General features: G+C 42.6%; 22 protein-coding genes and 1 pseudogene. 19 read left to right on the top strand and 4 right to left on the bottom strand.

Going from position 1 to position 23,441, the window contains the following annotated elements; translation table 11 throughout:
- Positions 1-96: 96 nt before the first annotated feature.
- Positions 97-717, bottom strand: coding sequence for a thiol:disulfide interchange protein DsbA/DsbL (locus VF675_RS04200; protein ID WP_004974070.1), 621 nt, complete (start codon positions 715-717; stop codon positions 97-99).
- A gap of 181 nt (positions 718-898) precedes the next feature.
- Between VF675_RS04200 and ubiG the strand changes: the two genes are divergently transcribed.
- From ubiG to VF675_RS04125, 15 genes and pseudogenes are all read left to right on the top strand, one after another.
- Positions 899-1,615, top strand: coding sequence for a bifunctional 2-polyprenyl-6-hydroxyphenol methylase/3-demethylubiquinol 3-O-methyltransferase UbiG (gene ubiG, locus VF675_RS04195; protein WP_004974063.1), 717 nt, complete (start codon positions 899-901; stop codon positions 1,613-1,615).
- Complete coding sequence (locus VF675_RS04190) at positions 1,612-2,319, top strand: HAD family hydrolase (protein WP_440204829.1); 708 nt, start codon at positions 1,612-1,614, stop codon at positions 2,317-2,319. Before ubiG ends, VF675_RS04190 begins: the two co-directional genes overlap by 4 nt.
- A gap of 81 nt (positions 2,320-2,400) precedes the next feature.
- Positions 2,401-3,147 carry a YciK family oxidoreductase gene (locus VF675_RS04185; RefSeq protein ID WP_440204828.1) on the top strand — a complete coding sequence of 249 codons (747 nt, stop codon included), beginning with the start codon at positions 2,401-2,403 and terminating at the stop codon, positions 3,145-3,147.
- Positions 3,148-3,458: 311 nt separating this feature from the next.
- A pseudogene (msuE, locus tag VF675_RS04180) lies at positions 3,459-4,025 on the top strand (FMN reductase); the annotation flags it as partial.
- A 327-nt stretch (positions 4,026-4,352) separates the two neighbouring features.
- Positions 4,353-4,772 carry a hypothetical protein gene (locus tag VF675_RS04175; RefSeq protein ID WP_178867025.1) on the top strand — a complete coding sequence of 140 codons (420 nt, stop codon included), beginning with the start codon at positions 4,353-4,355 and terminating at the stop codon, positions 4,770-4,772.
- A gap of 130 nt (positions 4,773-4,902) precedes the next feature.
- Entirely contained in the window at positions 4,903-5,058 is a 156-nt protein-coding gene (locus tag VF675_RS04170) for a hypothetical protein (protein WP_004974054.1), read from the top strand.
- Between the two features lie 245 nt (positions 5,059-5,303).
- Entirely contained in the window at positions 5,304-5,693 is a 390-nt protein-coding gene (locus tag VF675_RS04165) for an RcnB family protein (protein ID WP_440204827.1), read from the top strand.
- A 425-nt stretch (positions 5,694-6,118) separates the two neighbouring features.
- A complete protein-coding gene (locus tag VF675_RS04160; RefSeq protein ID WP_179990744.1) occupies positions 6,119-6,502 on the top strand; it encodes an RcnB family protein in 384 nt (127 codons plus the stop codon).
- 144 nt (positions 6,503-6,646) lie between these two features.
- A complete protein-coding gene (gene argA, locus VF675_RS04155; RefSeq protein WP_131261244.1) occupies positions 6,647-7,993 on the top strand; it encodes an amino-acid N-acetyltransferase in 1,347 nt (448 codons plus the stop codon).
- A gap of 353 nt (positions 7,994-8,346) precedes the next feature.
- Positions 8,347-9,330, top strand: a complete 984-nt coding sequence (locus VF675_RS04150; RefSeq protein WP_440204826.1) for a sulfonate ABC transporter substrate-binding protein — start codon at positions 8,347-8,349, stop codon at positions 9,328-9,330.
- Positions 9,331-9,351: 21 nt separating this feature from the next.
- Positions 9,352-10,347 (top strand): aliphatic sulfonate ABC transporter substrate-binding protein, encoded by a 996-nt coding sequence (locus tag VF675_RS04145; RefSeq protein WP_440204825.1) that lies wholly within the window; start codon positions 9,352-9,354, stop codon positions 10,345-10,347.
- A gap of 23 nt (positions 10,348-10,370) precedes the next feature.
- Positions 10,371-11,549 carry an FMNH2-dependent alkanesulfonate monooxygenase gene (gene ssuD / locus VF675_RS04140; RefSeq protein ID WP_440204824.1) on the top strand — a complete coding sequence of 393 codons (1,179 nt, stop codon included), beginning with the start codon at positions 10,371-10,373 and terminating at the stop codon, positions 11,547-11,549.
- On the top strand, positions 11,546-12,361 hold the full coding sequence (gene ssuC, locus VF675_RS04135; RefSeq protein WP_440204823.1) for an aliphatic sulfonate ABC transporter permease SsuC: 816 nt from the start codon (positions 11,546-11,548) through the stop codon (positions 12,359-12,361). Before ssuD ends, ssuC begins: the two co-directional genes overlap by 4 nt.
- 92 nt (positions 12,362-12,453) lie before the next feature.
- Positions 12,454-13,176 (top strand): ABC transporter ATP-binding protein, encoded by a 723-nt coding sequence (locus VF675_RS04130; protein WP_419225343.1) that lies wholly within the window; start codon positions 12,454-12,456, stop codon positions 13,174-13,176.
- 357 nt (positions 13,177-13,533) lie between these two features.
- The gene (locus VF675_RS04125; RefSeq protein WP_440204822.1) at positions 13,534-14,211 is read left to right on the top strand and encodes a TetR family transcriptional regulator C-terminal domain-containing protein; all 678 of its coding nucleotides are present in this window, start codon (positions 13,534-13,536) and stop codon (positions 14,209-14,211) included.
- Between the two features lie 80 nt (positions 14,212-14,291).
- Here VF675_RS04125 and VF675_RS04120 read toward each other — a convergent pair whose 3' ends face one another.
- Positions 14,292-14,858, bottom strand: coding sequence for a phosphorylase family protein (locus VF675_RS04120; RefSeq protein ID WP_178319197.1), 567 nt, complete (start codon positions 14,856-14,858; stop codon positions 14,292-14,294).
- A gap of 207 nt (positions 14,859-15,065) precedes the next feature.
- Between VF675_RS04120 and ribF the strand changes: the two genes are divergently transcribed.
- The 4 genes from ribF (at position 15,066) to VF675_RS04100 (ending at position 19,987) form a co-directional block, all read left to right on the top strand.
- Complete coding sequence (ribF, locus tag VF675_RS04115; RefSeq protein WP_440204821.1) at positions 15,066-16,067, top strand: riboflavin biosynthesis protein RibF; 1,002 nt, start codon at positions 15,066-15,068, stop codon at positions 16,065-16,067.
- Between the two features lie 66 nt (positions 16,068-16,133).
- The gene (gene ileS, locus VF675_RS04110; RefSeq protein ID WP_440204820.1) at positions 16,134-18,980 is read left to right on the top strand and encodes an isoleucine--tRNA ligase; all 2,847 of its coding nucleotides are present in this window, start codon (positions 16,134-16,136) and stop codon (positions 18,978-18,980) included.
- A complete protein-coding gene (lspA, locus tag VF675_RS04105; protein WP_004974039.1) occupies positions 18,973-19,512 on the top strand; it encodes a signal peptidase II in 540 nt (179 codons plus the stop codon). The genes ileS and lspA overlap by 8 nt, the downstream gene beginning before the upstream one ends.
- The gene (locus VF675_RS04100; protein ID WP_004974037.1) at positions 19,505-19,987 is read left to right on the top strand and encodes an FKBP-type peptidyl-prolyl cis-trans isomerase; all 483 of its coding nucleotides are present in this window, start codon (positions 19,505-19,507) and stop codon (positions 19,985-19,987) included. The genes lspA and VF675_RS04100 overlap by 8 nt, the downstream gene beginning before the upstream one ends.
- Positions 19,988-20,411: 424 nt before the next feature.
- On the opposite strand, the gene VF675_RS04095 is transcribed toward VF675_RS04100, so the two are convergent.
- Both VF675_RS04095 and VF675_RS04090 read right to left on the bottom strand, forming a co-directional pair.
- Positions 20,412-21,581, bottom strand: coding sequence for a PQQ-dependent sugar dehydrogenase (locus VF675_RS04095; RefSeq protein ID WP_179991239.1), 1,170 nt, complete (start codon positions 21,579-21,581; stop codon positions 20,412-20,414).
- A 191-nt stretch (positions 21,582-21,772) separates the two neighbouring features.
- Positions 21,773-23,131 (bottom strand): MFS transporter, encoded by a 1,359-nt coding sequence (locus VF675_RS04090; protein ID WP_004974034.1) that lies wholly within the window; start codon positions 23,129-23,131, stop codon positions 21,773-21,775.
- Positions 23,132-23,441: the final 310 nt, after the last annotated feature.

The raw sequence follows: 23,441 nt of genomic DNA, 5'->3' as shown, positions 1-23,441 counted from the left end.
ACCTGCATTAAAAAAACCGCAATGACGTTGCAATCATTGCGGTTTTTAGCGATGCGCTGCTGATTCAGCCTTGCATCATCTTGTTATTGCATCTGCTTATTTCTTAGCTTTACGCTCTTGATCAACCAAGTAGTTCACTACTTGAATCACTTTGCCGTTATCGCCTTGAACGATATATTTACCATTCACCACCACCGCAGGTACACCTGTCAATTGGTACTGACGCGCCAATTGTTTAGCTTGTGAAATTTTAGAGGTGATCGCAAACGAGTTAAACATGCTGTTAAATTTCGCTTCAGGTACACCATATTTCACAAAGAATTTAGCTTGTGATTGTTGGTCAAAAATTTGCTGACCTTTGTCATGAATGGCATGGAAAAGTGGCAAGTGAGTTTTCTTGCGCACACCCAAAGCTTCAGACACATAATAACCACGTGCATTCATTTCCCAAACAGGATTCATGGCTGCAGGAGTACGCACAAAATTCACATCTTTAGGTAACTGGCGTAACCATGTTTGCATATATGGTTCTAAAGTAAAGCAGTGACCACAGCCATACCAAAAGAACTCACGCACTTCAATTTTACCCGGTACATCAACCTTACCCGGGTTGGCGACAACGCTATAATCTTTACCTGCTACAAAATTTGCCGCCATAGTGCTACCAGAAATAGCAAAGATGGCAGTTGCCAAACTACCTAAAAGGAATTTTTTCATTGCGTTTATAATCCTCTAAATCATTCTGTTTAGTGTATGGCAACACTATAAATCAATTATGCTGATTTCGTTTTCCTTCTGTGAACTTTTTTACAGCTTTTATCGCTTTTTTTAGAATTAACGCTACACTAGGGTTTATATCTATTTTTCCAATTATCACGACCCAATTGAGGTGGCACCCATGTCGCATTTGAATGTTGATCCACAAGAAATTGCCAAATTTGAAGCATTTGCAGCCATATGGTGGGATCAGCATTCCGAGTTCCGTCCCCTGCACATGATTAATCCACTGCGCTTAAACTGGATTGATGAGCACGCAGGCGGCTTGGCAGGCAAGAAAGTGCTAGACGTCGGCTGTGGTGGTGGTATTTTGGCAGAAAGCATGGCTCGTCGCGGTGCCAATGTGCTTGGAATTGATATGGGCGAAGCACCTTTAAACGTGGCACGCCTGCATGCAGAACAAGAAGGCGTACACAATATTGAATATCGCCAAATTCCTGTTGAGCAATTGGTAGATGAGCAAGCTGGTCAATACGATGTGGTGACTTGCATGGAAATGTTAGAGCACGTACCTGATCCGGCCTCGATTATTCAAGCCTGCCAAAAACTGGTCAAGCCGGGCGGTCATGTATTTTTCTCCACCATTAACCGCAATCCAAAATCATACTTATTTGCCATTATTGGTGCAGAATACGTGCTGCGTATGCTGGCCAAAGGTACGCACGATTATCATAAATTTATTAAACCATCTGAATTGGCACATGATATTCGCCAAGCGGGTTTAAAACTCAAAGATATGACGGGTTTACACTACAACCCACTGACTAAACGCTATTGGTTGGCACCAAATGTTGATGTGAACTACATGGTCTACACGGTCAATGAGGCAACAGAATGAAAGCCGTTTTATTCGACCTCGATGGCACCTTAATTGATACCGCTGCTGATTTTATTCGCATCATTCAAGACATGTGCCGTGACAAAGGCTGTGAGATTGTGGCAGCAGATGCCATTCGTACACAGGTGTCTGAAGGTGCACGGGCAATGGTAAAACTGGTCTATCCAGAACTTGAGGTAGATGACCCTGTATTTCTTGCGCATCGACAACGCTTTTTAGACCTGTACGGCGCAGATATTGCGGTAGAAACTGATCTGTTCGAGGGCATGTATCCACTGCTCGAAGCTTTGGAACAGCATCAAATTCCGTGGGGAATTGTCACCAATAAACCGCGCTGGCTCAGTGAAGCCTTACTCAATGCACTGAATTTAACTGACCGCTGTGCGGTTTTGGTCTGCCCTGAAGATGTCAGCCACACCAAACCTGACCCAGAACCCATGTATTTGGCAGCCAAACAGATTGAAATTGCCCCTGAAGATTGTATTTATGTGGGCGACCATCCACGTGATATTGATGCAGGCCGCAATGCCAATATGTACACCATTCTGGCCGCTTACGGTTATTTACCGTTACAACACAAAGATGACTTAACAGCGTGGCAAGCAGATTGTATAGTGGATTCAGTCGCTGAATTACATACGGTTTTAGACAAATTGGTGCTGCAAGCCGCAACATTATCAAGCAGCCTGAATGCCAATGCCTGAGTTGATTCTATAACACCTGTCAAAGCACGAATATCACCTTTAAAACATGACCAATAAAAAATCAATATAGGAGGGATGACCATGAAATACTCAGAATATCAACCTCGCCCCGATCTGTTAAAAGATCGCATTATCCTCATTACCGGTGCGGGAGATGGTATTGGACGTGCCGCTGCCCTCAGTTATGCCCTGCATGGGGCCACTGTGGTATTGCATGGTCGTACCCTCAATAAACTTGAAATCATTTATGATGAAATTGAAAGTTTAGGTGCACCACAACCTGCTATTTTACCGCTGCAACTGTCTAGCGCTTCGCCACGTGACTATGAGTTGCTGGTCGATACTCTAGAGAAACAATTCGGACGTTTAGACGGTATTTTGCACAATGCGGGCATTTTAGGTGAACGCACCGAGCTGGCCAATTACCCTGCAGATGTCTGGGATGATGTCATGGCGGTAAATTTACGTGCGCCTTTTGTCTTGACTCAGGAATTATTGCCGCTCTTGGCAAAATCAGAACATGCCTCGGTGGTATTTGCCAGTTCAGGGGTTGGCCGTGAAGCACGTGAACGCTGGGGGGCTTATTCAGTTTCTAAAATTGCGATTGAAGCAGTCAGCCAATTATTTGCCAAAGAGCAAGTTCACCCGAATATTCGCTACAACTGCATTAATCCAGGTGCGACCCGCACAGCCATGCGAGCCAAAGCCTATCCAGATGAAGATCCAAAAACCTTACCAACACCCGATGCAATCATGCCTGCCTATTTATATTTAATGGGCGATGACAGCTTACACATGAACGGTCAAAGTATTGATGCACAGGATTAATCCTGTGCGTCTGCTTCCCGTTTTTTATGACTATGCTTGTGCAAAAAATCGTCATTTTTCAGCTTTTTTAAATTGCTTGAATACGCATCACTTTTTTATATATATGCCATCTATAAACGAAAAACCTTATTTAGATAAAATATAAATATAAATTTTAACAACTTATGCTTTAGTTTTTAGCCCCAATCCATGCCTAGAGTGCATATCTAGAAATGAGATAACTTTACAGCTTTTGCTTATTTTACAGTGCACAGCCCAATCATGATTAATAGTGACATTCCAAATTAATTTATTTTTAGGTTGTTCAGCACATGTCATATTCTCAGCAAAAACCGCTCAATATTGTTGCCATTTCCGGGGGGCTCAATGCACCTTCTAAAACAGAAGCGCTGTTACAGACCCTAGTAGAGCGTTTGGCCAAAGCCATCCCGATTCAGGTACATTTCATTAAATTTAGTGAAATTGCGCCACTTTTAGGTGGTGCAATTTACCGCAATCAATTGCCTCAACAAGTGCAAGACGATTTAGCTACTGTAGAAAATGCAGATGCACTGATTGTAGGAACACCTGTCTATCGGGCTTCATTTACAGGTTTATTTAAACATTTCTTTGACTTTGTTGAACAAAATGCATTGATTGATGTGCCTGTATTATTGGCTGCGTCTGGTGGCAGCGAGCGACATGCACTGGTTTTAGAACATCAATTGCGCCCTTTATTCAGTTTTTTCCAAGCACAAACCTTGCCTATTGGTGTCTATGCCACAGACCGCGATTTTAGTCCTGAATATACCGTACAAAGTGAACTGCTTAATGAGCGAATCAATTTGGCCATTACCCGTGCAGTTCCAGTTTTGCAATGGGAAGCAGCCAAATCACAGTACACTATAGCCCAAACACAAGTGGCTTAATAACCACTACACATAGCACAGCTTGATCACAACCCACCCACACGGGATAGATATATGAAATACATTATCTATCCCACACATGACTTAGCCTTCATGCTGCCAGTGCTACAGCAAATTCAGATCAGCTTTCTTTTTTATGCAAGTTGCATATCATACTGCCAGTTTTCAGACCTTCATCTTGTGTAAAATAAGCACTTAAAGGCCACCGCAGTAATTGTCTGTATGCATCTTGCATAAACAGAATTCACTCGCTACGCTTCTGCCTTTCTATCCCACTCTTACGATGCAGAGAACAACATGACTGAATTAAATAACATCACCGTAACCCCGCTAGAAGATGGCATGGTGTCTTTACTGATTGATGGTCAGCCTATTTCTGAAAAATACGGCATGAAGTTTGAAGCCAGCATCGTGGATGATATTCAAGCGCTCGACAACGGCCAAAAAATCAAATTGTTTGATCAGTTTGTGTTTTCACATACCGATCTCAATTTTGAACACGCTTACCACTATGTCACTGGCATTGAAAAGTTGGATGATCGCTATCACGTGGTTAAAAACTTTGTCTATCGTATTAAAATTGAAGGGCAACCTGAAATTGAACACGTGATTACAAAACAAGGTGCACCGATGACAGCTGAAGATGTACGTGAATTTATTAATGCACATATTCAAAAATCACTCACCGACTATACCGACTTAAACTACGCCTATTAAGCAAAAATCACGGCAACGGGGGGTGTTAATCGTTTTGCTGAATTGATTTTATAAAATTAAACGGTTTTACAAATTAACATACATCACCTATGCTTGATGCATCTCCACAACAAGCATTAGGTAAATTGTGATGACTGATATTCAACGTAAAACTGCCGTGATTCAAAGTATTGAAAGCTTGCAATTAGGTCAGCATTTAATTGTGGCTTTGGATGATCGTGAAACAGCCGAATGTGTTGCCATCGCTGTGCAATCTTTACAAGGCTTAACTGAACATTGGAACTAAAGCAGACCATAGCAGTACGCTGCTATGGTGATGCCTCATCCTTTCCTGAGTACAACAAAAATCATCTAGCCTATTTTTCTGAGCTATACCTGCTAAATTTCGTATTTTGTCGCATAATAGAATCAATACCATGCCGCATCCTGCAGAGCGTATTTAAAAAATTCATGTGCTTTCTTCACAGTTTCTCTGCATTTAATGGTTAAAGTATGAACTGTGATATCAAGATGAGAGAATGAGGGGTTTACATGAAAAAGATTTTGACAGTTCTGGCAATGTCTTTCAGTGCTTTACTAAGCAGCAATTTTGCAACTGCCGCTCCTCAATTTGATCGAGACTCAGCTGACCATCCTCGTCACCAAGCACACAATAAACGTGAATTTCGTGCCGATGCTGAAGAGCGTATGCAAGACAAACGCCGCATGCGTGAAGAACGTGGTGTAAAACGTCTACAGCAACATAAATGGCAAACGGGTTATGTCATGCCGCAGCATTATCGTGGCAATGGTTATAAAGTCGATTATCAGGAACATAACTTGCCCCGCCCTGAACGCAAACAACAATGGTATAAAATCAACCAAGACTACATTTTGGTCGATTTGGAAAACCATCATATCTTGCGTATTGCAGGTTCTTGACATCCTCCCCCCTTAAAAGAGGGTGATTCCTACAGCTAGACGCTTATGCCCAAGCGCAAGTATTTTTAAAACTGTATTTACACAGAATTATTTACACCCTCCAATGCTTAAAGCTAAATTAACATAATCAGCTTATACGCAATTTCAATTTACCCCATATTATTCAATATCTTAGAAAAATCATAAAGCCCAAGTATATATATCTGGGCTTTTTATAGATTCTTTACTTTCCACGGTAATCCCTTCAAAAGAATAGATAACCAAGCACATCTTGGTTTCTCATCTTGCAAAGCGGTACATCCATTCTCCTCATTTTCTCCATCAAATTCACAATTCAGCCAACTATCCACCATCGTTTCTCTTGAGTTCTGCATTAATTTGAATGCATCAACTCAACATTCAAAAGAAACCGAAGGTGAACATTCATGAAAAAAGCGCTCAGCATTCTTGCCCTGTCTGTAACGGCCATCCTGACAACTTCTGCAATGGCTGCACCAGACCACCGTTATGATGACCGTCGCCATCAAGCAAATGCCACTTATAAACATCACAGCAACCACTGGGACAATCAACGTCAGCATACGCAATGGGAGCAAAAACGTTATAATCAGAAACGTGTGAATCCAAGCCGTGACTGGCGTGTAGGTCAAAACTTCCCACGTGGCTATGAAATTTCACGCAATAAAGTCAGTGACCGTGAAGCACGTCGTTTACCCAATACAGGTCGTTACCAACAATGGTACAAAATCAATGGTGACTATGTCCTGATCAATGAACGCACGCATCGTATCATTCGCATTATTGGCTAAAAGCATATTTCAGCCTCAACGATGAGTTCGCATATTCCCAACACCTGAATCACCATTCAGGTGTTTTTTTATATTTAGACTTCCGCTACAGATTTTTTTGATTAGAATCAAAGACAGCACTCGATCATTGAAATAGGCCAGCGCATGACTTCAGCAGAAAACCCTCACAGCACAACCTTACAATATGTGCATTGGTTTCGACATTCTGCGCCTTATATCAATGCCCATCGCAATAAAACCTTCGTGATCATGTTCGATGGCGAAGCGGTGCTGCATGAAAATTTTCAGCATATTATTCACGATATTGCCCTGCTGCATTCGCTGGGAATTCGTCTGATTTTGGTCCACGGCGCACGTCCACAAATTAATCAAAATCTGAAATTCAGCCAAATTGACACCCCTTTTCATTTGCAACGTCGTGTCACCACACGTGAGTCATTATCCTGTGTGATGAATGCGGTGGGTTCAATTCGTCTGCAAATTGAAGCCTTATTGTCGATGGGGCTGGCCAACTCTCCCATGTATGGCGCACGTATCGATGTGGTGTCGGGTAACTTCATTACCGCCAAACCGTATGGCATCCGTGATGGGGTCGATTACCAACTCACAGGTGAAGTCCGCAGTGTCGATACCGATGCCATTCAGCGCCATTTAGAAAACCACAATATTGTGTTGTTAGGGCCTACAGGCTATTCCAGCACAGGTGAAGTATTTAATCTTTTGGCAGAAGAAGTCGCCACCAAAACTGCCATTCATTTAAAAGCTGATAAGCTCATTTTCTTAGGCGAACAGCACGGATTAGTGAATACCGAAAGGCAATTGCAACGTGAAATTCACCCACAACACTTAAATCAATATATTCAGGCTGCGCAACAGCATCATCCTGAATTGGCACTACACTTAAATGCAGCACAAGAGGCTTCGCTCAACGGCGTGCATCGTGTACATCTGATTTCTTATGCTTATGATGGTGCATTATTAGAAGAGCTATTTACCCGCGATGGTTCAGGCACGATGGTCAGTGATGCACATTATGAAGAAGTACGTACAGCCAATATTCAAGATGTTGGCGGTCTGATTCGACTATTACGCCCTTTAGAAGAAGAAGGTGTATTGGTGTATCGCTCACGTGAACGTCTGGAAAATGAAATTGGGCAATTTGCAGTGATTGAGCGAGATGGCATGATTCTAGCCTGTGCAGCACTCTACCCTATTCCTACCACAGGCAATGAATTAAGGTCTGCTGAAATTGCCTGCGTGGCCGTGCATCCTGCTTATCGTAAATCGAACCGTGGCCGCCAAATTCTGGATTATTTAGAAGATAAAGCCAAAGCCATGGGTATTCAGCAGTTGTTTATTTTGACTACCCGCACCGCACATTGGTTTTTAGAACAAGGCTTTTCCCCTGCCAGTGTCGATGAACTGCCCGATGCCCGTCAGGCCTTATATAACTATCAACGCAACTCCATTGTTTGCAAAAAGTCACTATAAAGTGACTTTTTGCCTGTAGGCGATATAGCTCAATTTTGCATAAGCTTATGCAACCAGTTCAAAAAAATACTTCTATTTTGAAAACAAAGCCTTAGCTGTAAATTCACTATATTTATCTCTCAACTTCAATAATAAAAATAAGCAATAAAAATCATAAACTTAAAAATAAATACTGCTGACTATCCTCCTACAATTTGTGCAGTTTTAAACATAAGGTTTGCACTTTTTTATTTATCTCAATTTCTGCTTAGAAATTTCCGATTTATTATTTTTTTCAAAAAACAAACCTGTTTAGCGTATGTGTCATCCAGCCCGCTACACCCGTTGGGGTTTATTTTCAGGAGCACATTTGCATGTACCCAATTTCGACATCTTTTTGGAAAAAAACGATTTTTACATCTACGGCTTGGGTCGGAATCATGCTGCTCTCAGGCTGTACTCCAAACCAAGCTGCCAATCAAATCACCTTAAATATTGGCTATCAAAAATACGGTATTTTGCCAATTGTCAAAGAACGTGCCGTACTAGAAAATGCCCTTAAAAATCAGAATGTCAAAATTAATTGGGTAGAATTTCCTGCAGGCCCTCAGCTCTTAGAAGGCTTAAATGTCGGCAGTGTGGTTTTTGGGGAAGCGGGGGAAGCACCGCCTATTTTTGCACAAGCAGCACAAGCTAACTTGGTGTACGTGGCCAATCAGCCTGCTGCACCTTTGGCTGAAGCATTAATAGTACCCAAAAATTCAAACCTTCAGTCTGTCCAAGATTTAAAAGGCAAACGTATTGCACTGAATAAAGGCTCCAATGTGCATTATCTGCTGTTAAAAGTTTTGCAAGCGCATCAGCTCAAACTTGAAGATATTCATGTGGTGTATTTACCCCCTGCCGATGCCCGCGCTGCATTTGAGCGTGGTGCTGTCGATGCGTGGGTCATTTGGGATCCGTTCTTTGCTGCGGCAGAACAACAGCTCGGTGCACGTGTTCTGGCCACAGGACAAAACTTGGTGAGCAATCATCAGTTTTATTTGGCAGATCGTCAATTTTCCGAAGCTCATCCTGAATTGTTAAACACAGTGGTACAGCAACTGAATACCACCACACAGTGGATTCAGCAACATCCTCAACAGGCTGCACAACTCTTAGAAAAACCGACGGGTTTATCGGTCGATATTTTGAGCCGTTCTATTGCCCGTATGGGCTTTGGAGTGCAAAACATTTCTGCGCAAGTGGTTCAACAACAACAGCAAGTTGCAGATGCCTTCTATCAGCAAAAGTTAATTCCACAAAAAATTGACATTCAAGCTGCAATTTTAAAACCCACAACAAGCACATCGCCATAAAACAAAAATTAGGACAGTTAAATGAAAGCGCTACAAACATTCACATTATTCAGTTTAGGTCTATTCAGTCTGGGCTTCACAGGCTGTGAAAAAATTTCAGCCAATGCTGATTCAGCAAAAAGTTCTGCTGCCCCTCTACAACATCTCAGCATTGGCTACCAAAAGGCGGCTTTGAATTTACTGGTTGCTCGTCAACAAAAGTTATTTGAGCAGCAGCTGCCCAATGTCAAAGTTGACTGGAAAGAGTTTCCTGCTGGCCCACAAATGTTAGAAGCCTTGGCGGTGGGTGCTGTCGATTTTGGCTACGTGGGCAACACCCCACCTATTTTTGCCCAAGCTGCAGGCAAAGATATTCGCTATGTCGGTTATGAAGTGGTGACCCCAAATTCACAGGCTTTGGTCGTTCCATCAGGCAGCCCGATTCAATCGTTGCAAGATTTAAAAGGCAAACGCATTGCCGTACAAAAAGGCTCTAGTGCGCATGAATTATTGGGCAAAGTATTAAAGCAAGCCCAGCTAAGCTGGAAAGACATTCAACCTATTTGGCTTGCGCCTGCAGAAGCTCGTGCAGCATTTGATAAAAACAGCATTGATGCTTGGGTCATTTGGGATCCATTTTTAAGTGCTGCCAAGCTCGATGCGCAAGCACAGGTCTTGATTGATGGCACAGCATTCCCAAAAAGTTATGCCTTCTATATTGGCAATCCTAAATTTATACAGCAGCACCCTCAAGCGGTCAGCAAGGTTTTAGCAAGCTTGAATGCTGCAGATCAATGGATTCTTCAGCACCAAGATCAGGCTTTGTCTATTTACACCCAAAGTACAGGTTTAGCACCACATATTGCCACACCCGTATTTCAGCAACGCTTAAAACCCTCTCCAATTTACCCGCTGAACAATCAGGTCATTCAATCGCAACAACACATTGCCAACAGCTTTCAGCAAGACCAACTGATTCCGCAGTCTATCCAAATTCAAAGCGTGGTTTGGAAAGACCAGCACAGCATTACACCTTAAACATACACAACAAGGATATTAAGATGAAAATTTTTTGGTTTATTCCTACCCACGGTGACAGTCGTTATTTAGGTACCAACAAGGGCGCTCGCCAAGTTGATCATGCCTATATGAAACAAATCGCACTGACTGTTGAACATTTGGGTTATGAAGGGGTTTTAATTCCTACAGGCCGTTCTTGTGAAGATCCGTGGATTACTGCAGCCAGTCTGATTGACGCCACACAAAAGCTCAAATTTTTGGTGGCATTACGTCCGGGTATTACCACACCTGCGTTGGCGGCACGCATGGCTGCAACCTTTGACCGACTATCACATGGTCGTCTTTTACTGAATTTGGTCACAGGTGGCGATGAACAAGAGCTCAAAGGTGATGGGCTCTATGAAGATCACAGCACCCGTTATCAAACTGCGGCAGAATACACCCACATTTGGCGTGAAATTTTAAGTCGCTCACATACAGGTGAGTCGTTCAGTTTTCATGGCAAACGCTTACAGGTTGATGATGCTAAATTGCTATATCCACCTGTACAACATCCACATCCGCCACTATGGTTTGGTGGTTCCTCTGAAGCAGCCATTGAGCTGGCCAGCGAACAGGTGGATACCTATTTAACCTGGGGTGAACCACCTGCTGCAGTCAAAGAAAAACTTGAACTATTAAAAGCCAAAGCAGCTGCTAAAGGACGCAGTTTAAATTACGGCATTCGCTTGCATGTGATTGTTCGTGAAACCAATGCCGAAGCATGGCAAGCAGCAGAAGACCTGATTCAATATGTAGATGATGCCACCATTGCCTCAGCACAGGCTAAGTTCCAAGCCATGGACTCGGTTGGACAACGTCGCATGGCGGCATTGCATCAAGGGAATCGTAGCCAGCTGGAAGTATCGCCTAATCTGTGGGCAGGTGTTGGTTTGGTCCGTGGTGGTGCAGGAACGGCCTTGGTAGGCGACCCTGAAACGGTGGCAGCTCGCATTCAGGAATATGCAGACTTAGGCATCAGTACCTTTATTTTCTCTGGTTATCCGCATTTGGAAGAGTCTATTCGCTTTGCTGAGTTGGTTTTCCCACTGTTACCACTGGAAACCCAAAAGAAACTGGCTCAACCTAATTTAACTGGTCCTTTTGGTGAAATTGTAGCAAATCAATATGTACCTGCTGCTCATACATCTGCACAGCGTAAACTGGAGCAAGTCGAATGAGTCAGCAAATACCCTCAAGTTTAGGCAAAGCGCAAAAGGTTTCACGTGGAACATTGATTGGACAACAACTGCTGCCGTGGTTGTTCCCCGTCGCTTTAATTACCTTGTGGCAACTGGCCTCAAGCACTGGCCTTTTACAAAGCCGCATTTTACCTGCACCAAGTGCTGTACTCAGTGCTTTTTGGACATTACTTAGCAGTGGCGAATTGGCGCAACACGTTCAAGTCAGTGCAGGGCGTGCCCTGCTGGGCTTGCTGATTGGTGGTGGATTAGGGCTGCTGTTAGGCTTACTCAACGGCTCATCTAAAACAGCCTCGACGCTGCTTGACACCACCTTACAAATGATTCGCAACATTCCAGCACTGGCACTGATTCCATTGGTAATTTTATGGTTTGGAATTGATGAAACAGCCAAATTATTTTTAGTTGCTGTGGGGGTATTTTTTCCAGTCTATATCAACACCTACCACGGAATTCGTTCTGTAGATTCACAGTTGCTGGAAATGGGTAAAAGTTATGGGCTCACCCGCTGGCAATTGTATAAAGACATTATTTTACCTGGGGCGATGCCGTCTATTTTAGTCGGTTTACGTTTTTCGCTTGGTTTGGTGTGGGTGCTGTTAATTGTGGCAGAAACAATTTCTGCTCAGGCAGGCATTGGCTATATGACCATGAATGCACGTGAATTCCTACAAACCGATATTGTACTGGTGGGCATTTTACTTTACGCCCTGCTGGGTAAACTGGCCGATGTGTTCGCGGTACTGTTAGAAAAATATTTACTACGCTGGCATCCAGCCTATCAAAAATAAGGATTATCTCCATGACAGATCTAAGCTTGGGACGTCATGTACACAGCACAGACTTCCCTCACCAATCTCCAACTGCGCAGCACAACAATGCAATGGGTGCAGAAATTCTCATTGAACAACTGCACAAGTTTTATGGTTCAGTACAGGTTTTAACCGACTTAAATTTACATATTCAGCCTGGTGAGTTTCTGGCAATTGTTGGACGCAGTGGCTGTGGTAAAAGTACCCTGCTGCGTCTGATTGCCGATCTTGAACAAGCCAGCTACGGTTCCATTCAATTTAAGTCAGCACGACATATTCGGGAAGGCATTACATCCGATGATATACGGGTCATGTTCCAAGACCCTCGCCTATTGCCTTGGCGTAATATCCAACAGAACGTACAACTAGGTTTGGCCAACACTCAGCATGCAGAAGCCGCCAACTTACTTGAAAAGGTCGGTCTGCAAGCGAAGGCCGATTTATGGCCAAGCCAACTTTCTGGAGGACAACGACAACGTGTCGCTTTGGCACGTGCTCTGTCACATCGACCACGCATTTTATTGCTTGATGAGCCCTTAGGCGCATTAGATGCCCTGACACGTTTAGAAATGCAGAACCTGATTGAGCAACTTTGGCTCGAACAAGGTTTCACTGCCATTTTAGTCACGCATGATGTCAGTGAAGCCGTACAACTGGCTGATCGGATTATTTTGCTCGATCAGGGACGTATTGCCCAACAGTTTCAGGTGCCACTGGCTCGACCACGTCAAAAAAGTGTGCAATTTGCTGCATTAGAACAACAGGTCTTAAGTGCAGTATTGGCAACTGAATAATCTTGACGCTAACAATGGGCTCGACTCTCCCATTGTTAGGGCAATGCAAATGCTAATCCATTCCTCTTGATTAAGGCACTCGATTCATTCTTTAATTTTTTTAAATAAACCCAAGCTTAAGCACCGTAAAACTTCACTTTTACCATTTATAAATAAAATCAACAAACGCTAATCATTTAGTCAAAAAATACATGAGCAAATATACTCCCCAACCCTAATTGGTTTTTTGACTGATTGCATAGCTAAACTACAGAATAAATTATAAATATTTTAAAAATACATCTTTTAATGATGCACAAGACTGACGATTTGCCGTACAATTAATAATTCCCTTTTTTCATTGTTTTAAAATTACGAATGGAACAAAAAAAGAGTACACAAAAACGCCATCAGCTTCTCAATGCTGCACTCGACGTATTTTCCTTATACGGGTTTAGCGGTGCAAGTTTGGATGAAATCGCACAAATTGCAGAAATGCATAAGTCGAATATTTTCTATTATTATGAAAATAAAGAGGCGCTCTATGTTGAAGTACTGACCACAGTACTACAAAAATGGCTTGCGCCTTTACAAATGCTTGAAGCCGAACTTGAGCCAGAAGAAGCGATTACCAATTATCTGTTACAGAAAATTGAGGTTTCCCGTACTCAACCGAAAGCATCACGTCTATTTGCTTTAGAAGTGATTCAAGGTGCGCCAAATATTCAGGAAATTTTAAAAGGTCCTCTGAAAAAACTGGTAAAACGCAAAGCCAAAGTCATTACCATGTGGCAAGAACAAGGCAAACTGTCGAAACAGATTGATCCTGAATTGCTGATTTTGAATATTTGGGCGATTACCCAAAACTATGCCGACTTTGCAACGCAAATGGAAATGGTGACAGGTAAAACCCTGCGTAACCGCAGTATGTTGCAACGTGTCTTGCAACATACGGTTCACATGATGCTCTACGGTATTGTGCCTCGTCAGGACGAAATCAATGCTACAGAAGCAACTGTTGTCACGGCTGAACCAGCACAGGAAGCGCAAGAATAATCGCGCCAACCTGAACAAATATCCGAATTTAGCTCACGACCCTAGTTTTTACTCGGGTCGTGGCGTTTTGGGCAACTGTATTACTTAACACTTTGATATAACGATAATAATTTTTGTGCGCCTAGCAACAAGTTTTCTTCCCAGTCTAAATGTGCCGTATCATTGGCACCATCGGTAATATATTTGACCGACAGCATTCGCACCCCTAATTTTTTACAGACTTTGGCAATCGCATAGCCCTCCATGTCAACCAACTGACACGGTACTTTGGGCGTACCCGTTTCAAAGCTATCCCCCGTACCACAAATGCCACTTGGCAAATGCTCAAAATAGCGTTCCAAATGAATTTCTGCAGGATGTTCCTGATCCATTGGCGTGACTCCCACCTGAAAACCCAACGGAGAAACATCCATATCGCGCTGCACAAACTGGCACACTTCCACCAAAGCATGCGCATCAAAATGTGAGCTACCAGCCGTGCCTAAATTCAATAAAGTTTTACAACCAGTCTTTTGAATCACTTCAAAGGCTTTAAACGCAGCATTGACCTTACCAATACCACTATAATGCACCTGAATCCCAGCCTGCTCAAACAAGCCTTTAGACTCACTAGGCAATGCCATAATTAAAGCGAAATCAGAATTCATCACTATTTACTCGTGCAGATCATTGAAACTGAGCACATTAGAAAAGAAAATCTGGTGCGGTGCAAATCCAGTTCACCTTTCGCGCTCAAATAGTCGGATTTTGCCTGATTTTCAGATAATTTTTCAGGTTAAAAACACAACAGCAAGACGAAAGCGCGAGAATATGGCAATATATAGCCCTTACAAATTTTCAACTTTCATCCGATCATGCAGCTGCTCCGCCTGAATGCTTTATCTTCAACCACTGACCTCGCCCAAACTGCCGTGACCATTGGCAATTTTGATGGTGTGCATGTCGGTCATCAGGCGATGATTCAACAGCTCAAAGAAGTTGCTGCGGCGCAACAACTCAAAACCGTGGTGATGCTGTTTGAACCTCAACCATTGGAATTTTTTAAAGGCTACGATGCCCCACCACGCATCAGCTCGTTGCGGGAAAAAGTCGAATATCTGACCGAATTGGGCGTCGACTACATTGCAGTAGCGAAATTTGACAATCATTTCCGCAGTTTAAGTGCCGAAGCCTTTGCAAAACTTTTAAAAAATAGCCTGAATGCCTCGCATTTGGTCTTGGGCGATGACTTCCATTTTGGTAAAAACCGCCAAGGCAATAGCGAATTTTTACGCAACTATGGCTTTCAGGTCACCAATTTAAACACCATTGAACTGAATGGTGAGCGTGTTAGCTCAACTCGTATTCGTCAAACTTTACAAGCAGGTGATTTGGCACTGGCAGCCAAACTGCTTGGACGCCCATATAGCATTACAGGGCGCGTCCAATATGGCGATCAAATTGGTCGCACACTTGATTTTCCAACCATTAATGTACGCTTAAACCGCCATAAACCCTGCTTAAATGGCATTTATGGCGTTGAAGTGGTCTGCGAAACCACCTCCTTAACCGACACAGTCAGCAATGCACATCCTAGCAAAACAGGTGTTGCAGGCTACAGCCCAAACAGTTTATTTGGTGCAGGGCATGTCGGAACTCGTCCTGCCATCAAGCAAGAACATCCCGAATGGCGATTAGAAGTACATTTCCCCAATGTTTCTGCTAATCTGTATGGCTTGTTAATGCGGGTCACGTTTTTAAACTATTTACATGGCGAAAAAAACTACCCTTCGCTTGAAGCACTTAAAGCGGGAATTGATGATGATGTTGAAAAACTTCTTGAATTTCGACAAGATCATCCAAATTTCCCTTTTTAATTTACCCTAAATATTTAATGTAAAACGCGTCAGTCCATGGGCTGATTCAACTGGAAGACAACTTGCATGAGCGATAAGCAAACTCCTGAAAATGCAGTGGATTATAAAGCCACGCTAAACCTCCCAGGTACTGAATTTGCAATGAAAGCAAATCTCGCAGTACGTGAAGCGAAATGGTTAGAAGAGTGGTATGCCGACAACATTTATCAGCAGATTCGTGCATCGCGTATTGGCAAGAAAAAATATGTGCTTCACGATGGCCCTCCATATGCCAATGGTCAAATTCACTTGGGTCATGCGGTCAATAAAGTCCTGAAAGACATCATTATTAAAAGCCGTGTCATGGATGGTTTTGACGCACCCTACGTTCCGGGTTGGGACTGTCACGGTTTACCGATTGAACTCAAAGTAGAAGAAAAAGTGGGTAAAGTGGGTGTAAAAGTCGATGCTTCGACTTTCCGTAAAGCCTGCCGTGAATATGCTTACACCCAAGTCGAATTACAGAAAAAAGACTTCGTGCGTATGGGCGTATTTGGTGATTGGGACAATCCTTACCTCACCATGAACTTCAAGCAAGAAGCCGATATCGTACGTTCATTGGGTGCAATTGCCAAAGCAGGTCATATTGAACCGGGTCTTAAGCCTGTGAACTGGTGTTTGGACTGTGGTTCTGCATTAGCAGAAGCCGAAGTCGAATATGAAGATAAAAAATCCGATGCGATTGATGTCGGTTTTGCTGTGGTCGATTTAGCCGATTTATCTGCACGTTTGGATGTGCAAGTGAATGATGCCACTGACATCGTCATTTGGACGACTACACCGTGGACTTTGCCTGCGAACCAAGCCGTTGCATTGCATGCCGAAATTGAATACCAATTGGTGAAAGCACGTGCCGATGAAAAAGCACCACAAAACTTTATTTTAGCTAAAGAGTTGGTACAGTCAGCAACTGAACGCTATGGCTTTAGCAGCTATGAAGTATTGGCTGACTTCACAGGTGACAAACTTGAAAACCTGATCTTGCAACATCCACTGATTCAAGCTCGTCAAGTGCCTGTAATTTTAGGTGAACACGTGACCGCAACAAGCGGTACAGGTGCAGTACATACCGCACCTGGACACGGTGTGGACGACTATAAAGTTGGCTTACAATACAACCTAAAAGTTGACAATCCTGTCGGTGGCAATGGCGTATATTTACCTACTGCACCAATCTTTGCAGGCGAACACATCTACAAAGCCAATCCACAAATTATTGCGACTTTGGTAGAAAACAATAAGCTTTGGGCACATCACCCAATCAAACACAGCTATCCTCACTGCTGGCGCCATAAATCTCCAATTATTTTCCGTGCTACACCACAATGGTTTATCAGCATGGATGCCAAAGGTTTACGTCAAGGCGCACTCAATGCGATTGAAAATGACATCAGCTTTGTACCTGATTGGGGTAAAAACCGTATCCAAGCGATGATTGAAGGTCGTCCAGACTGGTGTATTTCACGTCAACGTACTTGGGGTGTACCAATTCCATTCTTCGTACACAAAGACACCAACGAATTGCACCCACGCACACCTGAATTGATTGAAGAAGTTGCGAAACTGATCGAACAAGAAGGGATTGATGGCTGGTACAACCGTGAAGCCAAGGACTTCATTGGCGATGATGCCGAGCACTACAATGCAGTACGCGACACCTTAGACGTTTGGTTCGACTCAGGTACGACGCATTATGCAGTTCTACGTGAGCGTGAAGAGTTACAAGACCCAGCCGATTTATATCTTGAAGGTTCAGACCAACACCGTGGCTGGTTCCAGTCTTCATTGCTCACCTCAATTGCGATCAATGAACGCGCACCATACAAAGGCTTGTTAACCCACGGCTTTGTAGTGGATGAAAAAGGTCGCAAAATGTCGAAATCGTTGGGTAACATCATTACTCCACAAGACATTATTAAAGACATGGGTGCAGACGGCTTACGCTTCTGGATTGCATCGGCAGATTACCGCTATGAAATGACCGCAGGTAAGGAAATCTTTAGCCGTGCCTCTGACGGTTATCGTCGTATCCGTAATACTTTGCGTTTCTTGTTGGCTAACTTAAATGGTTTCAAACCCGCTACAGATGCTCTGCCTGTAGATCAGTTGATTGCACTGGATCAATACATCCTGCAACGTGCCGCAGAAGTACAGAAAACCATTCAGCAAGCCTATGAAGATATGAACTTCCATATCGTAACCAGTGCGCTGACCAACTTCTGTATTAATGACTTGGGTGGTTTCTACCTCGATATCATCAAAGACCGTCAGTACACCACCAAAGCAGACTCGCAAGCACGTCATTCTGCACAAACTGCTTTGTATCACTTGGTTCAGGCTTTCGTTCGTTGGATGGCGCCAATCTTAAGCTTTACTGCACAAGAAGCATGGCCGCTAATTCCTGAGCAATCAGAAAAATATGTCTTCACTGCAGAATGGTATGACATTCCAGTGGCTTCTGAAGCTAACATCTTGGCAGAAGCGGAATGGCAAACCCTGATTGCAGTGAAATCTGCCGTCAATAAATTCATTGAAGCAGCACGTACCGCCAAAACAGTCGGTTCCAACTTATCTGCTAAAGTTGAACTTTGGGCGAATGACGAACTCAAAGCCGTATTGGATAAACTAGGCGATGAGCTACGTTTTGTCCTGATTACCTCACAAGTAATTGTGAATGGCTTTGATGCTGCACAAGGTGAAGCCTCTGATTTAGATGGCTTGAACGTGAAAGTTTCTGCAGCAGATGGCGAAAAATGTGTACGTTGCTGGCATGTACTCCCTGATGTGAATACACATTCTGCACATCCAGGTTTATGCTCACGTTGTATTATCAACCTTCCAACAGGTCAAGGCGAAGAGAGAAAATATGCCTAATCCACAACACAAAAAGGGCTTATTCCAGTTCTATCCACATAATTTATGGTGGGTGGGCTTGTCCATTGTCGCGATTATTCTCGACCAATGGACCAAATGGATTGCAGTATCGCATCTGAATTACGCAGATCCAGTGCCTGTATTGCCCTTTTTGAATTGGACTTTACTGCATAACTATGGCGCTGCCTTTAGTTTCTTGTCCGATGCAGGTGGATGGCAACGTTATTTCTTTACCTCACTGGCAGGTTTAGTGTCTGTAATTTTTGTATTTTGGCTAATGCGTATGCCAAAAAATGTCATCGTACTGCCTTTGGCGATTGCCTTGATTTTAGGCGGTGCGATTGGGAATTTAATTGATCGGGTCAGTCTTGGCTACGTGGTCGATTTTATTCACGTGTACTACAACAACAGCCACTTCCCTGCCTTTAATATTGCAGACAGTGCCATCACACTTGGCACCATTCTGCTGTTAATTGATACGTTTTTCCTAGAAAAGCACCGAATTGAACGAGCGCAGGCGCAACATGACTGAAATTATTAATCCAAATGATGAAACTCGTATTGAAGATGGCTCAAAAGTCGAATTGCACTTTTCTGTCGCCATTGAAAATGGTGTAGAAATTGACAACACCCGTAGCCGCGCTGAACCTGTAAGTTTGGTCATGGGCGATGGCAGCCTATTACCTGGTTTTGAAAAGTCATTATTTGGTTTACGTGCAGGTGACCGTCGTACCGTGAGTCTTCCACCTGAAGAAGCATTTGGTCCATGGAATCCTGAAAACGTACAAACTTTTGATACGGTTAAATTTGAGCAACATCCAGTTGAAGGACACATGATTGAATTTGAAGATAAAGCCAAACAAAGCCTCTATGGCGTGGTGAAATCTGTCAACGATGATGTGACTGAAGTAGACTTTAACCACCCTTTAGCGGGTAAAAATATTACCTTTGAAGTTGAAATCTTTAGAGTGACCCCAGCAGGACAACAAGGTATTAAGTTGATGTAATCAATTTGCATACTTACTGCATCTTTCTGCTGTTCAAATCTCCCAAGTACAAGAAAATGAATTTGGGAGATTTTTTATTGAATAAGATAATTATTAAATATAATCAAATACTTAAAATTAAATAAATCCAGTTTATTGATCTATATTTTACCGATATATCGTTGTACGTTTTAGCTTACATGCACTGCAGAAAATTGACGCTAGGCAAAGATCAGCTTTCATTTTATATTTAACACATACAGAAACAGGATGTTTCTAAAAGCAAGAATAACAATAATAAATAATATAACGGCAGGACGCTGAAAGGTATAACAGGAGTAATACCTAAACATAAATCTGAAAAAGCCCCGACATGATGTTGGGGCTTTTTTCTATTTGTTTTTTGTCCTACTTTGAAATAAGTTTAGACCTGAAGAAATTTATTTTATGGAGCCACCAATTTAAGCAATCTGGCAGATTGACCATCTTCAATCACCCAAATATTGCCATCCTGTGCTTGAAGTACGCCACGAATCCGCTGACCCATCTCGATACGCTGTAACTCCCGAACAGGCTGTGCTTGCGTATCCACCACAATAATTGCTTTTGAAGATAAACCACCAAGAATCGCTTTATGCTTCCAATGTGGGAATACATCTCCCGTATAAAACATCAAACTTGAGGGAGAGATGACTGGCGTCCAATCCAGAACAGGGGCTGTAAATTCAGGACGAGTTGCATGGTCTGGAATGGGCAACCCATTATAATGATCACCATTCGACACCAGTGGATAGCCATAGTTTTCGCCCTTGACAATCAGATTCAACTCATCGCCACCTTTAGGTCCCATTTCTGCAACCCAAAGCTGCCCTGCGGGATCGAATGCCATGCCTAAAGGGTTGCGATGCCCCAAACTCCAGACTTGCTTGGCAATCTCTCCATGTGTTTGAAATGGATTGTCTAAAGGGGTTGTGCCATCTGCATTTAGACACAAAATTTTGCCTAAATTAGATTTTAAATCCTGAGCAGGTTCAAACTTTTGTCGCTCACCAGAACTTATCCACAATTTGCCATCTGCACCAAACTTTATACGATGCGCATAGTGCCCCTGTCCCGATACTTTCGGCACTTGCTGCCAGATTCTTTGAATTTGGGTGAGTTTTGGCGTGGGTTTGGCATCTAATACAAGCTTGCCCCGAATCACGACTGCACCGTAACCACCCGCACCCGCTTCGGCATAACTTAAATAAATCTGCTGATTCTGTTTAAAGTCAGGATCTAAAATGACGTCACCCAAACCACCTTGTCCGCCATAGGCGACTTCAGGGATAGCTTGAACATCTAAGCTTTGACCTGTTTTTGGATCAAAAAGTTTTAATTTCCCCGCTTTTTCTGTAATTAATAGGCGTCCATCGGGTAATTCTGCCAATGCCCACGGCTCATTAAAATCTGCAATTGGCTGTATTTGATAGCGTTGTAAATTTTGTGCAGAAGTTGATTTTGACTCTAAAGCAGCCGTGTTCTGTTTCGGCTCAACTTGCGCATTACACCCTGTAGTTAAACCCAATACAACTAGACATATAAATCCATAGTATTGCCGATTTATCTTGAGCATCCTAATTGCTCCTCTATTCATTCAATCTTTGCTTGTGCTAATCAAGACATCATAATCAATGAAATGTACCTCGTGCACAGTAGAAATGTAGCGATACACACTTTCTTACTTAAATCTTCTACAAAGTGAATAGGCAAAAAATTAAGGAGCAATGCTCCTTAATTTCAAAGTCCCAAAACACTAACGATCAATTAACTATAAGATCGGCTGGCTTTTTTAACCACGCTTGGCTCACTCACCACCTGTGATGTACTTTGTAAACGAATCAGTGCTACTGCAATTGCACCAATCACTGCAGGAATCGCCACCGCCAAAAAGTTCATTTTATGTGGTAAATCCATGCCCAAAAGTACGCCAATAATAATAGGGCCTACAATCGCACCGACACGCCCCACTGCAGAAGCACAGCCGATACCTGTAGAACGAATCGTAAGTGGATAATACTGAGCAACAAAGCTATACAATAAAATACTGCTGCCAATGGCAGAAGCACCTGCTAAGCCCACCAATAAATAAATCACAGGCTGTGGTGAATTAAAGCCTAGACCCACTAGAGAGAATGCGCCCAATAAAAACATGCCAATAATCACAGGTTTTAAGTGGAAACGGTCTGCTAAAATCCCGCCACTGATGGTTCCGATCACAGCACCAATGTTCATCGCCATTAAGAACATTAAACTGTTACCCAGCGAATAACCTGCTGCCATCATCAGTTTTGGCAACCAACTGCCCAAAGCATAAACCATCAACAAACACATAAAGAAGCAGCACCAAAACAGCAAAGTACTCATGCCACGGTTATTTTTAAATAAGGCTGCAATTGAGGCATCTGCGGTTTGTACTTCATTTAATACAAATTGTGTTTGTGGGCTGATATTTTCTTGTGGGCTAATTTGCTGGACGATGTGACGCGCTTTTTCATGTTGCTGTTTTTTCACCAAAAAAGTTAAAGATTCTGGTAAGAAAAACCACAATAAAGGCAAAATAAGTAACGGTAATCCCGCAATATAGAACATCACTTCCCAGCCAAAGCTAGGCGTCAACCATGCACCAAGTAAGGCTGCCATAATGCCGCCCACGGCATAGCCGCTGAACATGGTGGTAACTAAGGTACTACGCATTTTTTGTGGTGCATATTCAGAGGTTAAAGCCACGAGGTTAGGCAATACTCCGCCAATCCCTAAACCTGCAATAAAACGTAAAATACCAAACTCTGTTGGGTTGGATGCAAAGCCGCCCCAAAAAGTAAAGCCACTAAATAACGTCACACAAATTAATATGACATTTTTACGGCCAATTTTGTCTGCCAACATGCCAAACAGCATGGCACCAAACATCATGCCTGCCAGTGCCGTACTCGCAAGCATACCTGCCTGTACAGCCGTCATATTCCATTCTTGCATCAGTAGTGGTAAAGCCACACCGTTAATCGCCAAATCATAACCGTCAAAAATAACGACAAATACGCACCAAAGTACAATTTTTAAATGAAAAGGTTTAAACTTTGCTTGATCCACTACAGCATTCACATTCATTGTTGTTGCTGTCATTTTTCCCTCACCTCCAATTGTGAGCTTTTTATTTTATAAAAAATGAATGGTTATTCACTTTTGTATATAAAATGAATCAATATTCACTTTTTGTCTACAGCAAAAACTTAACTCTGGTTAATTTTCTTAAAAACCTAGACTAAAGTTGTAGATAAATTCGACCAAATAGACTTGCAGTAATTTATGATATTTTGATATATGCTATATTTTTCACATAATTTATTATTGTAAATATATTGTTTTAAACTTCTTTCTTCTACTTTTCTTCTTAATATTTTCTTTTCTACATAAAAAAACACCCCCAACATTT

This window comes from Acinetobacter sp. Lyrl_1 (genome assembly GCF_051948795.1).
In the GTDB taxonomy this organism is placed as follows: domain Bacteria; phylum Pseudomonadota; class Gammaproteobacteria; order Pseudomonadales; family Moraxellaceae; genus Acinetobacter; species Acinetobacter towneri.
Note: the sequence above shows the minus strand (reverse complement) of the source record. Positions and strands in the feature narration are given on the sequence as shown.